Origin of the sequence: Actinoplanes subtropicus, assembly GCF_000721705.1 — a bacterium.
Taxonomy (GTDB): domain Bacteria; phylum Actinomycetota; class Actinomycetes; order Mycobacteriales; family Micromonosporaceae; genus Actinoplanes; species Actinoplanes subtropicus.
Genome location: NZ_JOJL01000057.1, coordinates 1 through 21,147, shown reverse-complemented (window position 1 = coordinate 21,147; position 21,147 = coordinate 1). Strand labels below are relative to the sequence as shown.

At 72.7% G+C, this 21,147-nt stretch carries 17 protein-coding genes; 3 read left to right on the top strand and 14 right to left on the bottom strand.

Annotated elements, in window-relative coordinates:
- Window positions 1-3: 3 nt before the first annotated feature.
- From IH26_RS60795 to IH26_RS0148870, 11 genes are all read right to left on the bottom strand, one after another.
- The gene (locus IH26_RS60795) at window positions 4-159 is read right to left on the bottom strand and encodes a hypothetical protein (protein WP_157437815.1); all 156 of its coding nucleotides are present in this window, start codon (window positions 157-159) and stop codon (window positions 4-6) included.
- A gap of 67 nt (window positions 160-226) precedes the next feature.
- Window positions 227-2,485: a putative bifunctional diguanylate cyclase/phosphodiesterase gene (locus IH26_RS56855; protein ID WP_245666034.1), complete on the bottom strand. Its 2,259-nt coding sequence runs from the start codon at window positions 2,483-2,485 to the stop codon at window positions 227-229.
- Window positions 2,486-2,574: 89 nt separating this feature from the next.
- Window positions 2,575-3,174 (bottom strand): hypothetical protein, encoded by a 600-nt coding sequence (locus tag IH26_RS0148910; protein ID WP_030443178.1) that lies wholly within the window; start codon window positions 3,172-3,174, stop codon window positions 2,575-2,577.
- Window positions 3,171-4,454, bottom strand: coding sequence for an ABC transporter permease (locus IH26_RS0148905; RefSeq protein ID WP_030443177.1), 1,284 nt, complete (start codon window positions 4,452-4,454; stop codon window positions 3,171-3,173). The genes IH26_RS0148910 and IH26_RS0148905 overlap by 4 nt, the downstream gene beginning before the upstream one ends.
- Complete coding sequence (locus IH26_RS0148900) at window positions 4,451-5,251, bottom strand: ABC transporter ATP-binding protein (RefSeq protein ID WP_030443176.1); 801 nt, start codon at window positions 5,249-5,251, stop codon at window positions 4,451-4,453. The genes IH26_RS0148905 and IH26_RS0148900 overlap by 4 nt, the downstream gene beginning before the upstream one ends.
- 18 nt (window positions 5,252-5,269) lie before the next feature.
- A complete protein-coding gene (locus tag IH26_RS0148895; RefSeq protein ID WP_030443175.1) occupies window positions 5,270-6,055 on the bottom strand; it encodes a cupin domain-containing protein in 786 nt (261 codons plus the stop codon).
- Entirely contained in the window at window positions 6,052-6,603 is a 552-nt protein-coding gene (locus tag IH26_RS0148890) for an RNA polymerase sigma factor (RefSeq protein WP_030443174.1), read from the bottom strand. The genes IH26_RS0148895 and IH26_RS0148890 overlap by 4 nt, the downstream gene beginning before the upstream one ends.
- 71 nt (window positions 6,604-6,674) lie before the next feature.
- Window positions 6,675-8,465: a hypothetical protein gene (locus IH26_RS0148885; protein ID WP_245666033.1), complete on the bottom strand. Its 1,791-nt coding sequence runs from the start codon at window positions 8,463-8,465 to the stop codon at window positions 6,675-6,677.
- A 190-nt stretch (window positions 8,466-8,655) separates the two neighbouring features.
- Entirely contained in the window at window positions 8,656-10,041 is a 1,386-nt protein-coding gene (locus IH26_RS0148880; protein WP_157437814.1) for a reverse transcriptase family protein, read from the bottom strand.
- A gap of 151 nt (window positions 10,042-10,192) precedes the next feature.
- Window positions 10,193-15,553, bottom strand: coding sequence for a GH92 family glycosyl hydrolase (locus IH26_RS0148875; protein ID WP_030443171.1), 5,361 nt, complete (start codon window positions 15,551-15,553; stop codon window positions 10,193-10,195).
- A 111-nt stretch (window positions 15,554-15,664) separates the two neighbouring features.
- Window positions 15,665-16,768, bottom strand: a complete 1,104-nt coding sequence (locus tag IH26_RS0148870) for an FAD-dependent oxidoreductase (RefSeq protein WP_034217848.1) — start codon at window positions 16,766-16,768, stop codon at window positions 15,665-15,667.
- Window positions 16,769-16,849: 81 nt separating this feature from the next.
- Here IH26_RS0148870 and IH26_RS0148865 point away from each other — a divergent pair, with 81 nt between their 5' ends.
- A complete protein-coding gene (locus IH26_RS0148865) occupies window positions 16,850-17,863 on the top strand; it encodes a molybdopterin-dependent oxidoreductase (RefSeq protein WP_157437813.1) in 1,014 nt (337 codons plus the stop codon).
- Here the strand turns inward: IH26_RS0148865 and IH26_RS0148860 are convergent.
- Window positions 17,860-18,315, bottom strand: coding sequence for a hypothetical protein (locus IH26_RS0148860; RefSeq protein ID WP_030443168.1), 456 nt, complete (start codon window positions 18,313-18,315; stop codon window positions 17,860-17,862). The two genes, IH26_RS0148865 and IH26_RS0148860, sit on opposite strands and share 4 nt — an antisense overlap.
- Window positions 18,316-18,418: 103 nt before the next feature.
- On the opposite strand from IH26_RS0148860, the gene IH26_RS0148855 reads away from it, so the two are divergent.
- Window positions 18,419-18,964 carry a dihydrofolate reductase family protein gene (locus IH26_RS0148855; RefSeq protein ID WP_030443167.1) on the top strand — a complete coding sequence of 182 codons (546 nt, stop codon included), beginning with the start codon at window positions 18,419-18,421 and terminating at the stop codon, window positions 18,962-18,964.
- Here IH26_RS0148855 and IH26_RS0148850 read toward each other — a convergent pair.
- On the bottom strand, window positions 18,948-19,763 hold the full coding sequence (locus IH26_RS0148850) for a methyltransferase domain-containing protein (RefSeq protein ID WP_157437812.1): 816 nt from the start codon (window positions 19,761-19,763) through the stop codon (window positions 18,948-18,950). The two genes, IH26_RS0148855 and IH26_RS0148850, sit on opposite strands and share 17 nt — an antisense overlap.
- A gap of 56 nt (window positions 19,764-19,819) precedes the next feature.
- Complete coding sequence (locus IH26_RS0148845; RefSeq protein WP_030443165.1) at window positions 19,820-20,242, bottom strand: VOC family protein; 423 nt, start codon at window positions 20,240-20,242, stop codon at window positions 19,820-19,822.
- Window positions 20,243-20,455: 213 nt separating this feature from the next.
- Between IH26_RS0148845 and IH26_RS0148840 the strand changes: the two genes are divergently transcribed.
- Window positions 20,456-21,147, top strand: a 692-nt coding sequence (locus IH26_RS0148840) for a cellulose-binding domain-containing protein (RefSeq protein WP_211268909.1), incomplete at its 3' end; no start/stop codon positions are given.

Here is a 21,147-nt window from a genome sequence, read left to right as displayed (position 1 = left end):
CGATCAGGTCTTTCCGGGCCGGCCCGCCGGGAGTTCGGCGCGGCGGGCCTGATCGCCGGCGCCGGCCGGCTGGAGGATGCGGCCCGGCGCCGCCACCACCGCGACGATCCGGTCGGTGGGCACCGCCGGCGGGAACGACACCTGCACGAATCGCGTCACGGCTTGCACTTTCGGCCGCGCCCGGGCCGAGCCAAGGACTGTGACCCACTTGCTACCGGGCGGCGGGTCAGCGACTCGCGGCGGCCTTGGCCACGTCGACGACGGCGTCGCCGTCCATCGGGCGGTGATAGTAGAAGCCCTGCCCGAGGCGGCAGCCCATGGCGCGGAGCGCGGCGGCCTGCTCGACGGTCTCGATGCCCTCGGCCACCACGGTGGCGCCGAACGCCTCGCCGAGCCGCACCACCGCGTCGGCGACCTGCCGGGCCTGCGGGTCGGTGGCGATGCCGGTGACGAACGAGCGATCCACCTTGAGGACGTTGACCGGGAGCTGGCGGAGGTAGCTCAGCGCCGAGAACCCGGTGCCGAAGTCGTCGACGGCCAGCCCGACACCCCGCTCGCGCAGCGCCTCCAGGCGGGCGACCGTCTCCGGGGTCGGCTCCAGCACGACGCTCTCGGTCAGCTCCAGGACGAGCAGCTCGGCGGGGTAGCCGGTGTCGGCGAGGATGCCGGTGATCGTCTGCACCAGGTTCGGCTGCGTGACCTGCTTGGGCGACAGGTTGACGGTGAGCCGCAGGGCGTCCAGGGCCGGGACGCCGTCCCGCCACCGGACCGCCTGGGCGCACGCCTCCCGCAGCACCCATTCCCCGAGCGGCACGATCGCGCCGGCCTCCTCGGCCAGGTCGATGAACGCGTCGGGCATCAGCAGCCCGCGGGTCGGGTGCGCCCAGCGGACGAGGGCCTCCACCGCGACGATGTGGCCGTCGTTCAGGTCCACCACGGGCTGGTAGTGCACGATCAGCTCGCCGTTCGCGATGGCCCGGCGCAGCTCGGCGTCCCGGCTGCGGGTGTCCAGGTCGGCGGTGTACAGCTGCAGCCGGCCGCGCCCCGAGCGCTTGGCGTGGTACATCGCCGTGTCGGCGTGGGCCAGCAGTTGTTCGCTGTCGGCGCTGCCGTCCCGGATCGCGACCCCGATGCTGGCCTCGACCGCGAGCAGCTGGTCGCCGAAGATGACCGGTGTCCGCAGCGCGTCGAGCAGCCGCTCGCCGATCGCCAGCGCGGCCGCCGGGTTCGGCAGGTTGGGCATGATCACCGCGAACTCGTCGCCGCCGAGCCGGCCCGCGGTGTCCCCGGTCCGGACGACCTGGCGCAGGGCCGCCGCCACCGCGCGGAGAATCGCGTCGCCGGCCTCGTGCCCGTACGAGTCGTTGATGGGCTTGAACCGGTCCAGGTCGATCAGCAGCACCGCGCTGCACCGCCCGGCCCGCTGCGGGCGCGCGGTCAGCTGGGCCAGGCGTTCGGTCACCAGCGTGCGGTTGGCCAGGCCGGTCAGCGCGTCGGTGATGGCCAGGTCGCGGTTCTCCCGCAGCGAGTACATCTGGCGCACGACCACCAGGAAGGTCAGGGTGACCGCGCCGACGATCATGCCGCCGAACGGGTACCAGCCCTCCCGGCGGGCCACCAGGCCCAGTAGGCCGTAGGCGAGCGCGATCGCCCCGTACGGCAGCCAGTTGACCGCGACCCGGCGGCCCCGCCCGGTACGGATCGCGAGCGTCTGCCGGCGCTGGCGGTGCGCGGAGAGCGCGAACAGGTAGCAGCCGAACAGCCAGAGCAGGTCGGGCCAGGTGCCGCCGACGAACCCGGCGTGCAACTGGATGTAGCCGTAGTAGACGTCGGCGACCACATAGGTGACGATCCCCCCGGCGAGCAGCAGCACCGCCTTGTCCGCGGCCACGCCGGTCCGCCGCAGCAGGACCGTGGTCAGCGCCAGCACCAGCATCAGGTCGCCGACCGGCAGCGCGGCCGAGTACGCCATCCCGTCGACGGGCGCGGTCGCGAGGACCGGCCCGAGCACCAGGTACCAGAGCACCATGAAGGTGCTGGCGCCGACCACCAGGGCGTCCAGCGTGAGCTTGATCTTGTCGGAGCGGCTGCGCGGCTGCCCGGGCAGGAGCAGCAGGCCGACGACGATGACCGGGTCGAAGATCAGGAACCAGTAGTCCGCGAACGACGGGTACGTGGTGTCGTGCAGGAAGACGTCCTCGATGAACCACGAGGTGTGCGCGATCAGCTGGCAGGCGAACGAGGCGGTGATGAACAGCCAGGCCCGGCGGCTCCGCTCGTCGAGCCCGGGGCTGCGCACCACCCGGACCCCGAGCAGCGTGAACAGCAGCGCGAGGGGCGGATACATCCCGTCGGTCACGTACGCCTGGAGGGTCTCGCTGCCCCAGCCGCCGATGTACCAGACCAGGTGGACAAACAGCAGCACGCCGCAGACGACCAGGCCGGCCGAGGCCGCCCGGTCCATCCGCCCTTGCCGCAGAGTCACCGAGGAAGCATCGGCCCGGCCGCCGGGAAGATGAGGGATCTCGCCGACTGAAGAATCGGACGTCACGGCCTGGGACCGTACACCCAAACCTAGGTTCGTTGCGCAGCCTCGGCGGGCGAGCGGCGAGCCGGGCCGGCCATCGCGTAGGCGACCAGCCCGCCGAGCGCCAGCATCCCGGCCGTCACCGCCGCCGCGGCGCTCACCCCGGGCTGTGCCTGCCACGTCAGAATCCGCCCGGCGATCGGCTCCGCAACCGGAAACAGGGTCGCCGCCAGCGTCCAGCCCAGCGGCAGGAACCAGGCCCGCCCGAGGCCGACCGTCGCCGCGCCCAGGGCGGTCAGCCCCAGCAGCCCGGCCGCGTCCCGCGCCACCAGAGCGGCCGGGCCGAACCGGGCCCCGGTCGCCAGCGTGGCCAGCAGCGGCACCACCACGACCAGGAACGCCGCCGCCAGGTGCGCCAGCCGCAGCGGGCGCCAGCGCAGCGCCGCCGTCCGGTCGAGTTCGTCGTCCGGGCCGCCCAGTGTGGCGGTCAGCGCGGTGACCGACACCAGAACGGTCAGCACGACCAGTTGGAGGCCGGCCTCCCGGGCGTCGGAGAAGACCGACCACAGTGTCCAGAGCGCTGCCACGGCGGCCACGGTCGCGCCGAGCGCCGCCGGGGCCCGCCGGGAGCGCAGATAGAGTCTCATCGGGTCAGCTGCCCGTCCTGGACCGTGCAGCTGAGCGCCGCCCGGCGCAGGGCCACCACGCGAGCCTCGGCGTCCGGCTTCTGCTGCAGGTCCTGCCACAGCCGCTGGGCGTCGCCCGGCTCCGCCGGCTGCCGTCCGAGCAGCCAGTACGCGGCGGCGAACCGCTCGTCCGGCTGGGCGAAGTGGTCGCAGTCCCCCCGGCTGGCGAACGCTCCCGCCACCACCGCGGCGACCACCCCGCCGCGGTCCGCCAGGTGACCGTCCGGGCCGGCCTCGACCCGCAGCAGCACCACGTGGTCGTGCCACGGCGGGTGGACGGCCGGCAGGTACGTGGCGGTGTCCTCGTGCACCTGGGTCGGCGGCGACGGCAGCCTGGCGAGCACCGTCAGCGCCTCCCTGGCCGGCGCGGCCACCTCGGCGAGCAGTCCGCTGTGGACGCGGCTGACGCACACCCGCGGATCGCCGGGGACGCAGACCAGCTCGCGCGCCACCGGGTCGACCGCGTCGATGACGTACCGGTTGTCCCGGGGCATCACGGCGATCGCCAGCGCGGCGCCGAGCACCACCGGCAGCAGCGCCGCGACCCGCAGCCGCCAGCCACCGGAGGCGAACAGCAGCACCGCGGTGATGGCGAGCGCGGCCAGCCAGATGGCCTGGGCGACGCTGGCCGGCCCGGGCACGGTCGTGTACGCGTCCGGCAGGTTCATCTCGTAGATCGGCGAGAACACCAGCGCCAGCCAGCCGTGCGGGCGGGTCGCGCTGGGGATGAGCAGCAGCAGACCGAGCCCGGCGATGCCCAGTGCCGGGGCGGTCGCCGGCGACGGCAGCAGGCGGCCGGCGGCCAGCCCCAGCCAGACCGCCGCGACCAGCGCCAGCAGCCCGACGGCCACCACCGCGAAGACCGACGCCGGCAGGTACCGGGCCGTCCCGGCGATCCACCCGGCGCCCGCGAGCCCCATCGCCAGGTAGCCGGCGACGACGGCGAGGGCCATCGCGCCGAGCGTCGGCACCGTCCGCTGCACCCGCGGGCGCGGGGTGCTGGCGAACAGCTCGGCCACGTTCGACCGGTGCTCGCGGCGGGCCTGCCAGGCGCCGGCGGCCAGCGCCAGCGGCCAGAGCACGGCCAGGTAGAGCCGCTGGGTCATGGCCAGCTGTATCCAGCCGGTGGTGAACGCCGGCCGGTCGACGAGGAACAGCAGCAGCGCGCCGGCCACCAGCAGGATCAGGGCCGACCCGGGCGCCGCCGACCGGCGCAGCTCGATGCGGAAGACGCGGCTCACCGGCCGGCCTCCGCCCGGTGCCGGCGCAGCAGCGCGGAGTAGCCCCGCTCGGCCGGGCTGTCCCCGGCGTCGCCGTCGCCGCCCTGGGCCGCCAGGTCGTCCGGGGTGCCCTGGTAGACCAGCCGGCCCTCGTTGACCAGGACCACGTCGGTGCAGGCGGCCACCACGTCCTCGACCAGGTGGGTGGAGACCAGCACGCAGCTGTCGACGCCGGCGTCGCGCAGCAGCTCCCGGAAGTCGAGGCGCTGCTCCGGGTCGAGGCCGACGGTGGGCTCGTCGAGCAGCAGCACGGCCGGGTCGTTGACGATCGCCTGGGCGATGCCGGCCCGGCGCAGCATGCCGCCGGAGAGCGTCCTCATCCGCGCGTCCGCCTTGCCGGTCAGCCCGACCCGGTCGATCGCCCGCTGTGTCGCGCCCGGCACGGCGGCCTTCGGCATCTCCTTCAGCCAGGCCATGTACTCGACGAACTCGCGGACCGTGAAGCGCGGGTAGAAGCCGAACTGCTGCGGCAGGTAGCCGATCCCCCGGCGGACCCGGCGCAGGTCGGCCCGCCCGTCGACGGCCTCGCCGAGCAGGGTCAGCCGGCCGCCGGCCGGCTTCACCACGGTGGCCAGCGCGCGCATCAGCGTCGTCTTGCCGGCCCCGTTCGGCCCGAGCAGGCCGTGCACGCCGGGACCGAGCGTGAGGTCGAGCCCGTCGACGGCCAGGTGCCGGCCGGCGCGCACCCGCAGGCCCTCGGCCGCGACCACCCAGGGATGGGTGGTGGGGGCCGTCTCGGCCGCGCTCACCGTACGCATGATTGGCTCCTCCGAGGTTCAGTTGTGGCTGGACAGCCGGCGGAAGTCGGTACCGCGCGTCGCGGCGAAGCCGCCCAGCGCGAGGGTGAGCAGCGCCCAGAGCACGGCGCTGCCCGGTTGCAACACGGCCGGCAGCCGCATGGCGAGCAGGGCCGGCAGCACCACGCCCAGGGCCCAGGCGGCGCCCAGCCCGAGCGCCGCGCGGCGCACGCCGACGAGGGCGCCCACCGCGATGGTCCCGGCGGTGAAGGCCAGGCACGGCAGCAGCGTCAGGGCCAGCGAGACCCCGCTCCGGCTGCCGGCCAGGGCGAGCGCCGGAACGACCACGACCAACACCCCGGCCGTACGCCGGAGCAACAGTGCCAGCCCGGCCGCCGGGGTGCCGGCGATCAGCTCCCAGGCCGGGTCGTGCCGCCGGCTCCACGCGATCGCCACCCCGGGCAGCGGCGCGACCGGCGCCAGCAGGGTCACCAGCGACGGGAGTTGCGGCTCCGCCGCCTGCAGCAGGACCGCGCAGGCCAGCACCGCCACCGTCATCACCAGCCAGGGCGCGAGATGCCAGACCAGCCAGCGGTTGCGGGCCACCGACCAGCGCCGGCGAGGGGCCGGCGGCGGGCCGGCCGCGATCTCCCGGTCGACGGCGGCGGCGACCCGCTCGAGCAGGCCGGAGCCGACCGTGAGCCGGGCTCGGCAGTCGGCGCAGTCCTCCAGGTGCGTCTCGACCGACCACATGGTGACCTCGTCGAGGTCCGCCGCCGGGTCGGCATACCGGGCGAGCGCCGCCGGGCTCGGATGAGTGGTCATGAGAGTGCCCCCCGCAGTGCGATCCGGGCCCGCCGCGCCCGCGACTTCACCGTGCTTTCCGGCACGCCGAGCAGCAGCGACGTCTCGCGTACCGACAATCCGTCGAGCACCATCGCGCGCAGCACCTGGCGCGCCTCCGGCGGCAGCTCGAGCAGCGCCTGCTCCAGCTCGTGGCCGACCCGCCCGGCCATCACCTCGTCCTCGGCCGCCGGCGCCACCGACTCGGTGAGCGGGACGGCCGGCAGCTCGTTGCGCCGGGCCCGCCGGCGGAAGGCGTCGACGAGGCGATGGGCGGCGATGGTCCAGAGCCAGCCGACCGCGGTGCCGGACGTGCCCGACCCGGCGAAGCTGCCGGCGGCCCGCCAGACCGACAGGTAGGTCTCCTGCATGACGTCGGCGACCACGTCCTCGTCGGCGCACCGCCGGCGCAGCCGGGCGAGCAACCACGGCGCGGTGCGCCGGTAGAGCTCGTCGAAGGCGCGCCGGTCGCCGGCGGCGGTGCGCCGCACCAGCTCGCCCTCGTCGACCGCGTCCAGACTCCGTTTCACAACCTGCAAGACGACAGCGTGATCGCGCCGGATCCGCAAGCGGCTGTGACCTGGGTCACCCGACCCTCGCCTCAGCCGATGCCGAACAACACGTCCGGGCCGATCTCCTGCCGGGTGATGCCAGGCTGGGTCTGCACACCGAGGGCCGCCTCGAAGGGCGTGCCCGCGACCCGGTCGCGCAGCACCACCACGCTGTGGATGCCGAAGCGGTGCAGCTGGTCGAGGCTGGCCGGGCTGGGGAAGCTCTGCATCACGTCCCGGAGCGCCTGCCGGTCCGGGGTGTTGTAGCTGGCCACCCCATTCACCATGGTCGGGAAGCCGGCGGTCGACCAGAGCATCGCGGTGCTGTCGAACCCGTCGTCGGAAGGCAGCACGATGAACGGCGCGGTCGCCGCGGCCATCGCGGCCGGCTCGCCGGGCTCGGTCACGTGGGCGAGGTCGGGCAGGCCTTCGAGCAGCACGAGCAGGAGCAGCGGGACGGTGACCACCCGGGCGGCGGTCGCCGACCATTGCGGCAGGGTAACCGCGCGGGCGGCCCGGGCCAGCCCGGCGACGAAGCCGGCGGCGAGGACGGCCAGCAGGATGGTCGGCCAGAGGATCAGCCGGCCCGGGGTGCGGCCGCCGTCGAAACCCGGGACGTAGAGGTAGAGCAGCCGGTACGTGGGGCCGTGGGTGCCCAGCGCGCAGAGCACCCCGGGGACGGTGCCGGCCAGCAGCAGCACCCGTTGCCGCACCGACCAGATCGACAGGAACATGCCGCCGAAGGCCAGCAGGTACAGCACGTACCCGCAGAGCAGCGCCTTCTCGTTGTCGGCGTTGCCGAGGGCGGCCCGGGCGGCGGTGTGCAGCGTCCCCCAGGGCAGCGAGTAGCCGGGGGCGACCAGCAGGCTGCGCGGAACCGGGGAGAACACGCCGACGTAGCCCCAGGAGCGCAGCACGTCCGGGTACAGGTCACGGACGTGTTGATAGGCGTACGCGAAAAAGAGGGTGGTCGCGGCGAAGAACAGGCCGCCGGCCAGATCGCCGAGCACCAACAGGCGGGGCAGCCGCGGGCGGCCGCGCACCAGCCAGCCGACGCCCGCGGCCAGGCAGGCGAGGGCGAGCACGTAGACGAACGGCAGGCCGACGCCGAACCCCAGGCTCACCTGCCAGGCCGCGACCGCCCAGCCGGCGACCGCCCAGCCCGGCCGGACCCGCTCCGGCCGGAAGCCGCGGGTCATCGACCAGCCGTGGCCGCGGGCGAGCATCGCGAAGGCGAGCGTGATGCCACCGGTGGACAGGATGTTGAGGTGCCCGACGTGGCCGTACCGCCAGGGCGCGTAGGCGAGGGCGGCGCCGGCCACCGCGCCCGCCACCCGGTCGGCGCCGAGCTGGCGGACCAGCACGTAGCCGCCGAAAAACGCCAGCGCGAAGACCAGCACGAACATGACGTTGTACCGCAGGATCGTGGCCGTCACGCCGTCGCCGAACAGCCCCGCCGGGGCGTACCCGAGCAGGGTGTCGTTGAGCGCCAGGCCGTCCTTGCCGGGATAGAAGGCGTTGGTGTCCCACAGTCCCCGCAGCCCGTGCCGCAGCGCATGCCCACCCCAGGCGATCAGCCACGCCTGCGCCGCCGTATCCCCGCCATCCCCGACGATGGTGTGCGCCGGATCCCCGATGCTCGCCGGCTTCACCCCACCAGAAACCAAATCGCTTGCGTACGGCGGCAGCAGCCACGTCATCACGACCGCGAGCAGCACCGACCCCACCGCCGCAACGACCCACTCGTGCCGCAGAAGCCGGATAGCGCGCCCCCGCCCGGCCGGCGGTTCCACCTCCTCGGGGCGCGCTTCGGTCACCTCTTCGGTGGCGAGATCGGCCAACGCGTTTTCCCCCGCACCCTGAGCTCGACGAACGCAGTGACGCTAACATGACGCTCCGCGTGTGCATAGAAACCCTTCTATGCACACGTGATCCCGCCTCGCTACAGAAGTATGGTTCCGGGAACCGTACTTCTGTGACGCGACTCACTCCGAACGCCAGGCAACCGGTCCAGGGCGGGAGGCCCGGCGGTCAGGGTTTGGCGAGGGCCTGGTCGAGGAGGCGGTGGAGTTTCGCGGCGCGGGACGGGTGGCGGTGGGACATCCAGGCGACGCGACCGGCCAGGTGGGCGGCGAATTCGGGGTGGCCGTCGCGGTTGGCCTCGGCGAGTCCGTGGGTCGCCGCGTCGTGCAGGATCGCGCGCAGGCGGTCGTAGTCCTCGCGAGGCGCGGCCGGGAGGGTGTTGACGACCAGGCCGGTCAGCGCCTGGCGTTGCGACCGGCGCCGGATCCGGGTCTTGCGGGGGTGGATCCGGAACCCTTCCTCGTGGACGATCCGGCCGGCGAGCGTGCTGAACTTGTCGACGCCGCTGGTGTTCAGCGTGCCGGAGAAGGCCAGGTCGTCCGCGTACCGTGCGTAGTTCAGCCCGAAGCGGCCGGCGAGTCCGCTCAGCCGCCGGTCGAGGCGGAAGGCGCAGAGGTTGGCCAGGGCGGGAGACGTCGGCGCTCCCTGCGGAAGGTGCGGTTGGCGCAACAACGCGGCCAGGTACGGATCGGGCGCGTCGCGCAGGACGGGAGCGGGCGTACGCGTCGTGGTCAGCGCGGTCAGCGCATGCGCGACGGGCTCGGGATAGCCGATGCCACGGAACAGCCCGTAGATGCGTGCCGCGGTGATGCTCGAGAAGAAGGCGCGCAGGTCCATGCTCACCAGCACGGCGTTGCCGGCGTGCGCGCGGGCGAAGGTGTGTGGACCCCGGCCGGGCACGAACCCGTGGACGTGGTCATGGACGGGCACCGCCGACAGGATCTGATCGAGGAGTTGTCGCTGCAGGGCGCGCAGGCGCGGCTTCGGCGCCTCGATCAGCCGGTGCGGGCGCCACGCGTACCGGTAGTGGCGCAACTTCTCGTCCCGGGCGTGGCGGTTGATCTCGCGGCGGTCGGCGAACCAGTCGAGCGCGTCGTCGTCCAGGCCGAGGAACGCGGCGAGCTCGGCGAGATCGCCGATGCCGGGGGCGCCCCACCGCATCCGGACGACGCGGGTCGGCACCGCGAGCCGATGCCGGATGACGGCTTGCCGCACCGTCGTCCGCGGCGTGGGTGGCAGGTTGGCGAGGAACTGGCGTAGTTCCCGGGGCCGGTCGGCGGGCAGGCGCGGATAGGCCAGCAGGACGGCCTTGACCAGGCGCACCGCCCACACCGCGCGCCCCGCGGCCACGGACCGTACGGCCGCGGTCATCTGCTCGGGCCGCCAGTCCGTGGTGAGCAGGGCGTCGGCCAGGGCGCCCGCGACCCGGAACGGGCGCTGCCGGTGTGGCCCGTACCAGGTCGAGGTGGCAGCGTGTCCCGACGAATCCCGGTCGTGCCTGCGCCGTGCTGCGCGAAGCGCTGAAGCGCGCCGGCGATGCGCTGCGGTAGTCAATCAAGCTTCCTCGGGGTTACCCCGAAGAGACCCTCGCCGCCGCGAAGCGACGGGCGAGCGCCAGCTCGGGACACGCTGCCACCGAGCCAGCATAGAGGTAGTACGCCGTCGGTGAGCCGGCCACGATCGCGGCCGGCCCACCGTCGGGGCGTTACTTGGTGACCGTGAAGGCCTGCTTCACCGTCGTGCCCGACTTGGCGCCGGCCAGCGTGATGCTGGTGGCGCCCGGCTTGGCCGCGCCCGGCACGCTCACGGTGGCGGCGGTGATGACGCCGTCGCCGTTCGCGCGCAGGGTGGTGACCGTCAGGCCGTCGCCGAAGGTGGCGGTGACCTTCTCGTTCGGCGCGAAGCCGGTGCCGTCCACGGTGACGGCCGTGCCCCGCGGGCCCGCGGCGACCGACAGCGCCACCTGCGGGCGGTACACCGGTGCGGCAGCCGGCGCGGCCGCCTTGGCGGTGGTCGCGACGGCCGACTGGGTCGCCGCCTTGGCCACCGTCACCGTGAGGGAGGCGGTGGTGCTGGCCAGCGTGTCCCACGCGGTGACATGCACGGTGTAGGTGCCCGGCTGGGCGTACGTGTGCGTCCCGGAGATCGCCCCGCCGGCGCCGACGGTGGCGTCCGCCGGAACCGTGCCGTCGCCCCACTGGACCCGGGCGTGGTAGCCGGTCGCGTCGGTCACGCCGCCGTACAGCGTGCCCAGGTCGGCGACCAGCGAAGACCCGGCCGTGGCGGTCTGGTTCTTCGCCGCCGTCAGCGCCAGGGCCGCGGGCGGCGTCCCGTCGTCGGCGATGGCGAACACGTGGATCCGGCCGACGTCACCGGGGTCGCCGGACTGCGTCGGCAGGGTCACCGAGACGAGCGTCTTGCCCGCCGGAATCTGGTACGGGACGGTGGCGAACAGGAACGGCTCGGCGTCGTCCCGGCTCGTACCGAGCAGCCGGTACGCCGCGTGCGCCACGGTGATGTTCCCGTACGACGCCGCGGCGTTGGGGTTGCCGCCCTTCGTCCAGTCGGTCATCTGGATCGGGACAGTGGCGGTGCTGCCGTCGCTGAACGTCGCGGTGCCGGTCGTGTCCTGGTCGCCCTGGGTGCCGGCGCCGATGAACGAGATGCTCTTGGCGTCGGCCGGCAGGTTGAGCACGATCTTCTGGCCGCTGCCGATCGCGTCGTCCGGCTGGCCGGCCGGGACCGCGGGCAGCGTGAACCCGAGCGCGGTCCCGGGCACCGTCATCCGCTTGCCCTGGGTCACCCCGGCCGCATTGAGCGCGGCCCGCGAGTAGGCCCAGTTCTTCGCGTCGCAGTTGGCCGCGAGCGCACCCTCGTCACCGATGCACACGGTGTCGAAGGCGGCGGCGAGGCCGGACTCCGGCGTGTAGGCGACGTCGACGCCGACCGTGGCGGAATCCTGGCTGGTTCCGTCCGACACCGTCACCGCGGCCTGGTAATAGCCCGGTCTCGCGTATGTGTGCGAGCCGCTCACGCTGTACACGGCCCGCGAGCTGAGCGCCAGCGTGCCCGCGGTGGCCGGCGTGCCGTCACCCCAGTCGACGGTCGCCCGGTAGGCGCTCGCGGTGCCCCCCGTGACGGTGGCCAGCGGGACCGACACCGCCGCGCCGGCCCGCGCCGGCACGTTGGCCGCGGCGGTCACCCCGACGGCGCCGCCGCCGAGTTGCACGTCGCCGCCGGCCAGCAGCTCGATCTCGGCCAGGCTCGGCTTGTCCGAGGTGGACTTGGTGACGAGCAGCCGGTACCGCGGGAAGCTGCCCGGCAGGCCGATCCGGTACGCCTTGGTCTGGTTCCGCCAGGCGAACACCTCGCCGGGCCGGTAGTCCACCGTGGTCCAGCGGACCCCGTCCTTGGAGGCCTGCAGCTGCCAGTCCTCCGGATCGCCGGGGTTCGCCCCCGAGGTGACCGTGTAGTAGGTCGGCGCCTGCTTGGCGCCGCCGCGGTACGCCCAGGTGACCGTCGGCGTGGCCGAGTCGAAGGTCAGCTGCGTGGTGGACGAGTCGTCGAACAGCTTCGACGCGTCCTGCCCGCCGTCCGTGGTCGCGGTGCCGAGACCCGGCCCGGTGGTGTCCTGCAGCGGCTTGGGCACGGCGGTGCCGGTGGTCAGCGACTTCGGGCCGTCGTTCTTGCCGGTGCCCCAGGCCGACGGGTTCGGGCCCATCTTGAAGTCGATGGTGCCGCCGTGCTCGAAGACCGACGAGTCGATGGAGACGGAGCGCTGCGTGCCGCCGTTGACCTTGACGCTTTGCACGTACACGTTCTGCGTGCTGTTGTTCGTCGCATTGACCACGATGTCGCCGCTCGCGCGGTGCACCGTCATCTGGCTGAACTGGGGCGAGCCGATCACCCAGTTCGGCGAGCCGTTCTGGAGCGGGTAGAGGCCCAGCGAGCTGAGGATGTACCAGGACGACATCTCGCCGTTGTCCTCGTCGCCCAGGTAGCCCTGGCCGATCTCGCTGCCCACGTACAGCCGCTGCATGATCTCGCGCACGATGGCCTGGGTCTTGGCCGGCGCGCCCGCGTAGTCGTACATGTACGGGATGTGGTGCGACGGCTGGTTGCTCATGCCGAGCTGGCCCAGCCGGACGGCGCGCGCCTCGAGCATCTCGTGGATGATGCCGGTGTAGCCGCCGGGGTGGTCGGCCTTCTCCGGGGTGGCGAAGAACTGGTCGAGCTTCTTCAGCAGTTGGTCCTTGCCGCCGTACAGGTTAGCCAGTCCGTTGCCGTCCTGCTGCGCGGTGAAGGCGTAGTTCCAGCCGTCGGTCTCGGTGTAGACGCCACCCCAGTCCAGCGGGTCGCCCTCGAGGAAGTTGCCCTGGGCGTCGCGGCCCTGGAAGAACTTCGTCTTGGTGTCGAACAGGTTGACGTAGTTGCGGGCCCGCTCCAGGAAGTACTTCGAGTCGTCCTGCAGCTGCTCGCGCCGCGCGTCCGGGGTCTTCGGGTCCTGGGCCAGCGCCGCGGCCATGTTGCCGATGCCGTAGTCGTTGATGAAGCCCTCGAGCGCCCAGGACACCGACTCGCCGGTGCTGGTCGGCGTGTAGCCGAGGAACAGCGACGTCTCGATCCCCTTGCGGCCGACCGCGCTGCGCCCGGAGGCCACCGTCGCGTCCTTCACCGCCGCGTCATAGGCCGCCAGGGGGTCCGGCAACTGCACACCATTGAGGTACGCCTCGGCCAGCGCGACATCCGCACTGGTGCCGGTCATCAGGTCGGCGTAGCCGGGCGACGACCAGCGGGCGATCCAGCCGCCGTCGCGGTACTGCTGGACGAACCCGTCCGCGATCTTGGCGGCGATGTCCGGGTAGAGCAGCGAGTACGCCGGCCAGACGGTCCGGTAGGTGTCCCAGAACCCGTTGTTGACGTAGATCTGGCCGTCGACGATCTTCGCGCCGGTCGCCGTCGGGGTGGAGGTACCGGTCGCCGCCGACACCGGGCTCGCGTACTGCCAGTGCGGCGCGGCCGCGGTGCCGGTGTTCTCCGACTGCGAGTTCGGGTAGAGGTTCAGCCGGTACAGGTTGGAGTAGAGCGTGACCAGCTGCGTCTCGGTCGCGCCCTTGACCTCGATCCGGCCCAGCCGGTCGGCCCAGGCCGCGGTCGCGGCGGTGTGCACCTGGTCGAGGCTCTTCCCGGTGACCTCCAGGCCGAGGTTGTTCCGGGCCTGGTCGACCGAGAGGAACGAGGTCGCGAACCGCAGGGTCACCGCCGAGCCCGCGGAGAGGTCGAAGGTGGCCGAGGCGGCCGTGGCCGCGGTCGGCGCCCGGTCGAACGTCCCGGCGAAGAACATCCGGCTGTGCCCGGCGGACAGGCCGCTGGCGTTGTCCACCCAGCCGGTGACCGTGCCGTCGGTCCCGACGGTGAAGGTGCCGTTCTGGAAGACCAGGCTGCCGGCGGCCTGCCCCGAGGGGAAGGCGAACCGCATGACGCCGCCGTGGTCGGTCGGCGACATCTCCGCGACCAGGCCGTTCTGCAGCTTCACCCGGTAGTAGTCGGGACGGGCGATCTCGTCGGCGTGGCTGAACGCGAGCTGCCGGCTACTGGGTTGCCCGGTGAGGTTGCCACCGGCCGGCACCGGCATGACCGACATCTGGTTGCGGTCGCCCATCCAGGGGCTGGGCTCGTGCGAGATCGCCAGGCCCTGCAGCAGCGGCAGGTTCGCCGCGTTGTTGTCCCGCTGGTACACGTACTCCCACGAGTCCGTCGTGGCGTTGGTGACCGGGGTCAGGAAGTTGAAGCCGTTCGGCAGGGCCGAGATCGGCAGGTTGTTGCCGCGGGAGAACGAGCCGGAGGCGTTGGTGCCCCGGCGGGTGTCGACGTAGTTGGTGAGGGTCGAGCCGTCGATCACGGCCGGCGTGCCGGTCACCGTCACGTCGTCGAGCCAGCCCTGGAAGCGGGTGGCGGCGGTGGCGTTCGGATCGTCGTACGCGAGCAGGATGCGGTCGATCGTCTTGCCGTTGGCGACCGCGCCGATGTCCGACGACACCGCGTTCCACTCGTCGGCGTAGAGGACCTTCGAGGCGCCCTGGCCGGCCGCGGTGAGCGGGTAGCCGTGCTGGTCGACCGCCGAGCGTCCACTGAGGTAGGTGCCGTCGGTGAAGTGCAGGTCGACCGCCGCGTAGGTGGACGGGTACTGCAGGTCCTCGCCGGTCAGCTCCGGGAAGATCTTGTACGCCAGCCGGGTCTTCGGCCCGACCGGGATGGTGACGTCGTAGAGCTTGTTCGTCGCGTACGAGCGTCCGTCGGCCCGCGCACCGCCGGCGTACCGCAGCGAGGCCACCCCGGTGAACCCGGCCTTGGGCAGCTCGTTGGCGCCGCGGACCGGGCCGGAGCCGACCTCGCTGACCATCGGGGTGGCCGGCGGCAGGGTGCCCGAGCCGTCGCTGATGTCCCAGTCGGCCAACTGGACGATCGAGTCACCCGAGTTCGCCGTGATGTTCAGCCGGTAGTAGGCGTACGCGGTGGTGTTGCTGAAGGTGTACGTGTTGGTCGCGTACCGGCCGCCGAAGCTCTGCCCGGTCCGGCTGTCCAGGTCCGTCCACTTCGAGCCGTCGTCGGAGCCCTGGATGGTGAAGTCCTTGGGGTCCCGGCCGGGCGCGTCGTTCGCCGAGGTCAGCGAGTACTTCGCCACCGCCACCGGCTTGGCCAGCTGGTAGGCCGCCCAGCCGGTCGGGCTGAACGCCAGCCACTTGGTCGAGGAGTCGCTGTCCTTGAGCTTGACCGCGGTCTCGTTGGGCGGGTTCTCGGCGCTCGCGGTCACCGCGGTGACCTGGTCGAGGACGCTGCCGGGCAGGCTGGCCTTGATCGAGCCGGACAGGTTGCCCTGCACCGGGTTGCCGCTCGCGTCCACTTCGGCGGTGCTCGCCGTCGGCGGCGCGTCGGCCGACTCGAACGACGAGCCGAAGTCGGTGGACGGATCGGCGGCGTATGCCGTCGCCGGGGCGACGAGCAGACCGGCCGACACCAGCAGCAGAACGCCGGGTACGGCCGGCCATTGTCGAGTCAACTTCATGCGCAACTCCAGGGGGAGTGAAGACGGGCACCTGGATCGGAGATCGTCAGCTTTCACTTCCCCTGACAACGTTGTCAAGAATAGACAGGAAATCTTCCAGAAATATGCCGGTCAGGCGGCCCCGAAGTACTCGAGCATGTCCTGGACGGTCGGCTTGTGCGCGGCCTCGACGGCGTGCTCCTGGCTGCGCGGGAAGAGCTTTTCCTCGTACGCGCGGAGAGCGGCCTCGACGTCGCCCGGGTGGCCGGCGACGGCCAGGCCCAGCTCCGCGGCGTCCTGCAGGGCCAGGTTGGCGCCCTCGCCGTCCGGGGCGGCCAGGTGCGCGGCGTCGCCGAGCAGGGTCACGCCCGGCCGCCGCGGCCAGCTCAGGCCGACCGGCAGCGCGTAGTGCGGGCGGTGCACCGGCGGCGTGTCGCTCTCGGTGATCAGCGCGGTCAGCTCGGGCGCCCAGCCGTCGAACTCCCGGGCGATCCGGGCGGTGGCCGCGACCGGATCGGTGAAGTCGATGGCCGCGAAGTAATCGAGCGGTTCGGTCAATTCGACGTACGCGTGGACGGTCCCGGCCGCCTCCCGGTGCGCGTTGATCTGCTTGCCGGCGAAGTCGGTCGCGAACATCGACCCGGCGCCGACCGCCTCGGCGGTGGCCGGGTGCCGGGTGGCCGCGTCGTACAGGAAGGTCTCCACGAACGACGTGCCGGCGTACGCCGGGACGGCGTCGGTGAGCAGCGGCCGGACCCGCGACCAGGCCCCGTCCGCGCCGACCAGCAGCCCGGTGACGACCGCACCGCCGTGCGCGAAGGTCACCTCGTGCCGGCCCGCACCGAGCGACCGCACGCCGCCGACCTTGTGCCCCCACCGGACGACGCCCTCGGGCAGCGAGTCGAGCAGGAGCCGGCGCAGCTCGCCGCGCGGCACCTCGGGCCGCCCGCCGTCGCCCTCGTCCGGCTTGTCGAACAGCACCCGCCCGCTCGCGTCGAGCCCCCGGTACGCCTCCCGTCCCTCGAGGATCGCGGCCCGGAACTCCGCGGTCAGCCCCGCGGCCGCCAGCGCCGGCTGGCCGTTGTAGTCGTGGATGTCGAGCATCCCGCCCTGGCCGCGGGCGGCCGCCGACGGCTCGGCCTCGAAGACGATGGCCGGGATGCCGTGCACGTGCAGGACGCGGGCGAGGGTGAGACCGCCGAGGCCGGCGCCGATGATGGTGACTGGAGTGTTCATGGCCGAAGAGTGGCGCGGGCCGCTGGCATTCGGCGCACAGCGGGCTGATGCGGCGCTGGCACGCGAGCTACCGTTCCGGCCATGCGGGTGAGCCTGCGGGGCAGGCAGGGCGGCCGGCGGATCGATCTGGTCCTCGGGCTGCTGCTCGGCGCCGCCGCGCTGACCGGGACGGCGGCGAACACGATCGGGGTGAACTGGCCGCTCGACCTCATCCAGCTGCACGCCGCGGCCGCGCTGGCGATCCTGCTGCTGGCGCCCTGGAAGTACGTGGTGATCCGGCGCGGGCTGGGGCGGGCCCGGCGCGGGCGGGCCAAGAAGGCGCTGTCGCTGACGCTCGCCGCGTTCGTGCTGATCACGATCGGCAGTGGGCTGCTGCATTCGACCGGAAAGGTGGAGTTCGTCGGGCCGCTGACGCTCATGCAGATCCACGTGGGCGCGGCCATCGGCGCGCTGCTGGCGGTGGCCGCGCACTTCCTCGGCCACGCCGTGCGCCCGCGCCGGGCCGACGCCGACCGGCGGGCGCTGCTGCGCCTGGGCGTGCTCGGCGCCGGGGCGGCGGTGGCCACCGCGGCCTGGGACACCGCGGCCTCGGCCGGCGGGCGGCGCTTCACCGGCTCGATCGAGAAGCCGGCGCCCGAGGTCACCATCTGGCTCGACGACGGCATCCCGGAGATCGACCCGGCGAGCTGGCGGCTGCGGGTCGGCCCGGCCACCTTCGACCTGGCCGGCGTCGAGGCGCTGCCGCACGAGCGGTTCACCGCGATCCTGGACTGCACCAGCGGGTGGTACAGCAGTCAGGAGTGGGACGGCGTACGGCTGAGCGCTCTTCTTGACGCGGCCCGGGTGCCGATGGCCGGCGCGCGCAGCGTGAAGGTGACCTCGACGACCGGGTACGCCCGCTGGTTCGGCGCCGGCACCCTGGACGACGTCTGGCTGGTGACCGCGCTCGGCGGCCGGCCGCTGACGTACGGCCATGGCTTCCCGGCCCGGATCGTGGCCCCCGGCCGCCGCGGCTTCTGGTGGGTCAAGTGGGTGACCGCGATCGAGCCCTCCGCGCGGCCGCCCTGGGCGCAGTCGTTCTTCCCGCTCAGCTAACCGGCCGCGGCGTTCTGCTGGGCCCGCCAGATGGCGATCTGCACGCCCACCACACAGATCTGCACCGGCAGCGGCATGCCCGGCAGGTCCGCCTCGACGTCGCCGGAGAACGCACCGGTGCGGCGCAGCGAGCCGGCCTTCACCCCACCGGTCAGCAGCTCCTGCTGGTTGCCCCAGAGCGAGGCGCGACGGAACTCGTACGTGCGGCCGCCGGCCACCACCGTCCAGTGCTTGCGTCCCGCCTTCTCGACCCGGGCCACCTCCTCGCCGGCCTCGTCGAGCATCCGGAACCTGGTTCCCCAGCCGTTCCCCCGCACCGTGAACCGGCGCCCGTCCACCTCGAAGTCTCCGCCGGTCCGCCACCACGACGGGTCCCAGACGGCAACCGGCCGCCCGTCCGCCTTCATCTGGTAGCGGCCCCGCCACATGCTCATCCGCTCCGCCGTCAGCATGCTTCCGACGGTAACCGGCGGCCACCAGCGCCACCCGGTCCGATGAGTTTCGCCGGCCCGCCCGGTCCATCAGAATCGACGAGACCGACCGAAGGAGTACAGCGTGCGAAAGATCGTCGTGTACGAGCTGTTGTCCCTCGACGGGGTGGCCGAGCGCCCCGACGAGTTCTTCGCCGACTGGGACGACGCGATGGACGCCAACCTCGCCGAGGTGATCGCGACCCAGGACGCGGTCGTCCTCGGCCGCCGCAGCTACGCCGAGTGGGCGGGGTACTGGCCGGGCAGCGACGTCGAGCCGTTCGCGACCTTCATCAACGGGGTCACCAAGTACGTCGCGACCTCGACGCCCCTCGACCAGGACTGGGCCAAGGCGTCGGCGATCGACGGCGACCCGGTCGCCTTCGTCCGCGAGCTCCGGCAGCAGCCCGGCGGCGACATCGGCGTCCACGCCAGCATCTCGGTCGCGCAGGCGCTGCTCGCCGCCGACGTCGTCGACGAGATCCGGCTCGTGATCGCGCCCCGCATCGCCGGCCGCGGGCGGCGACTCCTCGACGGCCTGCCCCCGATCCGGCTGGAGTCGCTCCGCAGCCGGACCTCACCGAGCGGCTACCTGCTGGTCGACTACCGAGTGCTCACCGATCGACGGTGAGACCGTCGGTCAGGGCGGGAATCTCGTCGCCCGGACGGTACGAGAAGCGCACCCGGAGCTCGTCGCCCGGGCCGGCGGCGACCGGCTCCGCCAGGGGGACGACGAGGTAGTTCATCAACCAGTCGACGCCGGGCGCGACGAGGTTCTTGGTGATCACGCGGACGGCGTTCACGTCGACCGTCCGCGTGGCCCGGAACCGGAGGTCGGCGGCGCAGTGCGAGGGTAACCGGTCGCGATAGCGGAACCGCTGGAAGACGACCGGCCCGGCGGCCTCGACCGTGCGTGGCTGCCGGTGACCGGGCTGCTGGAAGACGGGCGCGGCGACGGTGTAGCCGGCGTACGAGAAATCGTGCCGGACGGGCTGCACCGCCTGGACACACGCCGCCGGCAGGAACCGGGGCATCCGCCCCGGGTAACGCCGCTTGAACCCGTCGATCACCTCGATCTGCCGCTCGCGCAGCAGGCCGACGTGCAGCATCTCGCACATCACCAGGTCGACCGGCTGGTCGGGCAGATAGTGGCGGGCGTCGGCACGCACCACCCGGACGGCGTCGCCGAGCGCCGCCCGCAGCGCCGATCGCGCGGCGTCGAAGACCCGCGGCTCGCACTCGACCGCGGTGACCACCGCACCCTGCCGGGCGGCGAAATAGGACAGCACGCCGGTACCGGCACCCAGGTCGAGCACCCGCATGCCGGGCGTCACCGTCCGGGCGATCGCGGTCTCGAACGCCGCCATCCGGCACTCGTCGGTCAGCAGGAGCGCCTGGTATTGCAGCGGAATCACGTCCGCGGGGAACACGGTCAAAGGCTAGGCAACCGGGGCGTGGCCGGCGCGCTGCTTCGACCCACACCAAGTCAGGACGCCGGGCCCTTGCCCTGCTGGAGGACGCGGATCGGGTTGCCGGAGGGGTCCCGCAGGCCCATGTCGGTGCCGTAGAAGTGGTCGGTCGGCTCCATCGTGAAGTCGGTGAAGCCGCCCGCCTTGAGCGAGTCGTACAGGCCCCGGACGTCGTCGGTGATGAGGACTAGGCCGCTCAGGGCGCCCTTCGCCATCAGCGCGCGCAGCTGCTCGGCGGTCGCCTCGTCGTGCAGCGGCGCGCCCGGCTCTTCCAGGGAGACCTCGGTGCCGTCCTCGCCCGGGACGCGGACGGTCAGCCAGCGGTAGGAGCCCTGCTGGACGTCGTTGCCCTTCTCGAACCCGAGCTTGTCGACGTAGAACGCCAGCGCCTCGTCCTTGTCGTGGACGTAGATCGACGTGACGCTCAGCTTCGTGATCATCTCGCGTGCTCCTCTGCCGTCGGATGGGGACCATCGTCAGGCTAGGCGGACCAGCGCGGCGACGGCTTCTCCAAATCTGATCGGTCCGTCGCGGCCGGCCGAAAAGGTTTCGGATCCGCCGGATATGGGAGCGCTCCCGATTGGCACTATTGATGGACGTGGATGTGCGCTATCTTCCCGAAAAGGATTTCGCTTTCGATGGGAGGGGTCGGCATGGTCACCAAGCGCGTCCGGCGCGTACTGGCGGGGTTGCTCGCCGCCGGGCTCGGCACGACCCTCGCGGCCACCACGCTGACGGCGCATGCCGCCGCGTCCGGCTGCCAGGTGTCGTACACGGTCAGCTCGCAATGGCAGGGCGGCTTCGGCGCCTCAGTGGCGATCACCAACCTCGGCGACCCGATCGACGGGTGGACGCTGCGCTGGTCGTTCGGCGCCGGGCAGACCGTCAGCCAGGCGTGGAACGCCACCGTGACGCAGTCCGGGGCGGCGGTCACCGCGGTGAGCATGAGCTACAACGCGGCGCTGGCCACCGGCGCGAGCACATCGTTCGGCTTCAACGGCGGGTGGACCGGGTCGAACCCGGTGCCGACCGCCTTCACCCTGAACGGCGTCGCCTGCACCGGCAGCACGACCACCACTCCCCCGACGACGACGCCGACCACGCCGCCGACGACCTCACCGACCACTCCCCCGGCCACGCCGCCCACCACGGCCCCGCCGGCGACCTCCCTGCAGGGCCTCCCGGCGGTGGATCCGAACGGTTGTCATAATTCGGGTTTGCCGCGGGCGTATGGGACGAATTTCAAGACGCCGGCTGATCCGTACGGGCAGGGTTTCTCGAATCAGACGGCGCTGGGCTGGGACGGCAACTATTGGCCGGCGTTCGGGTATCTGTCGGGTTCGTT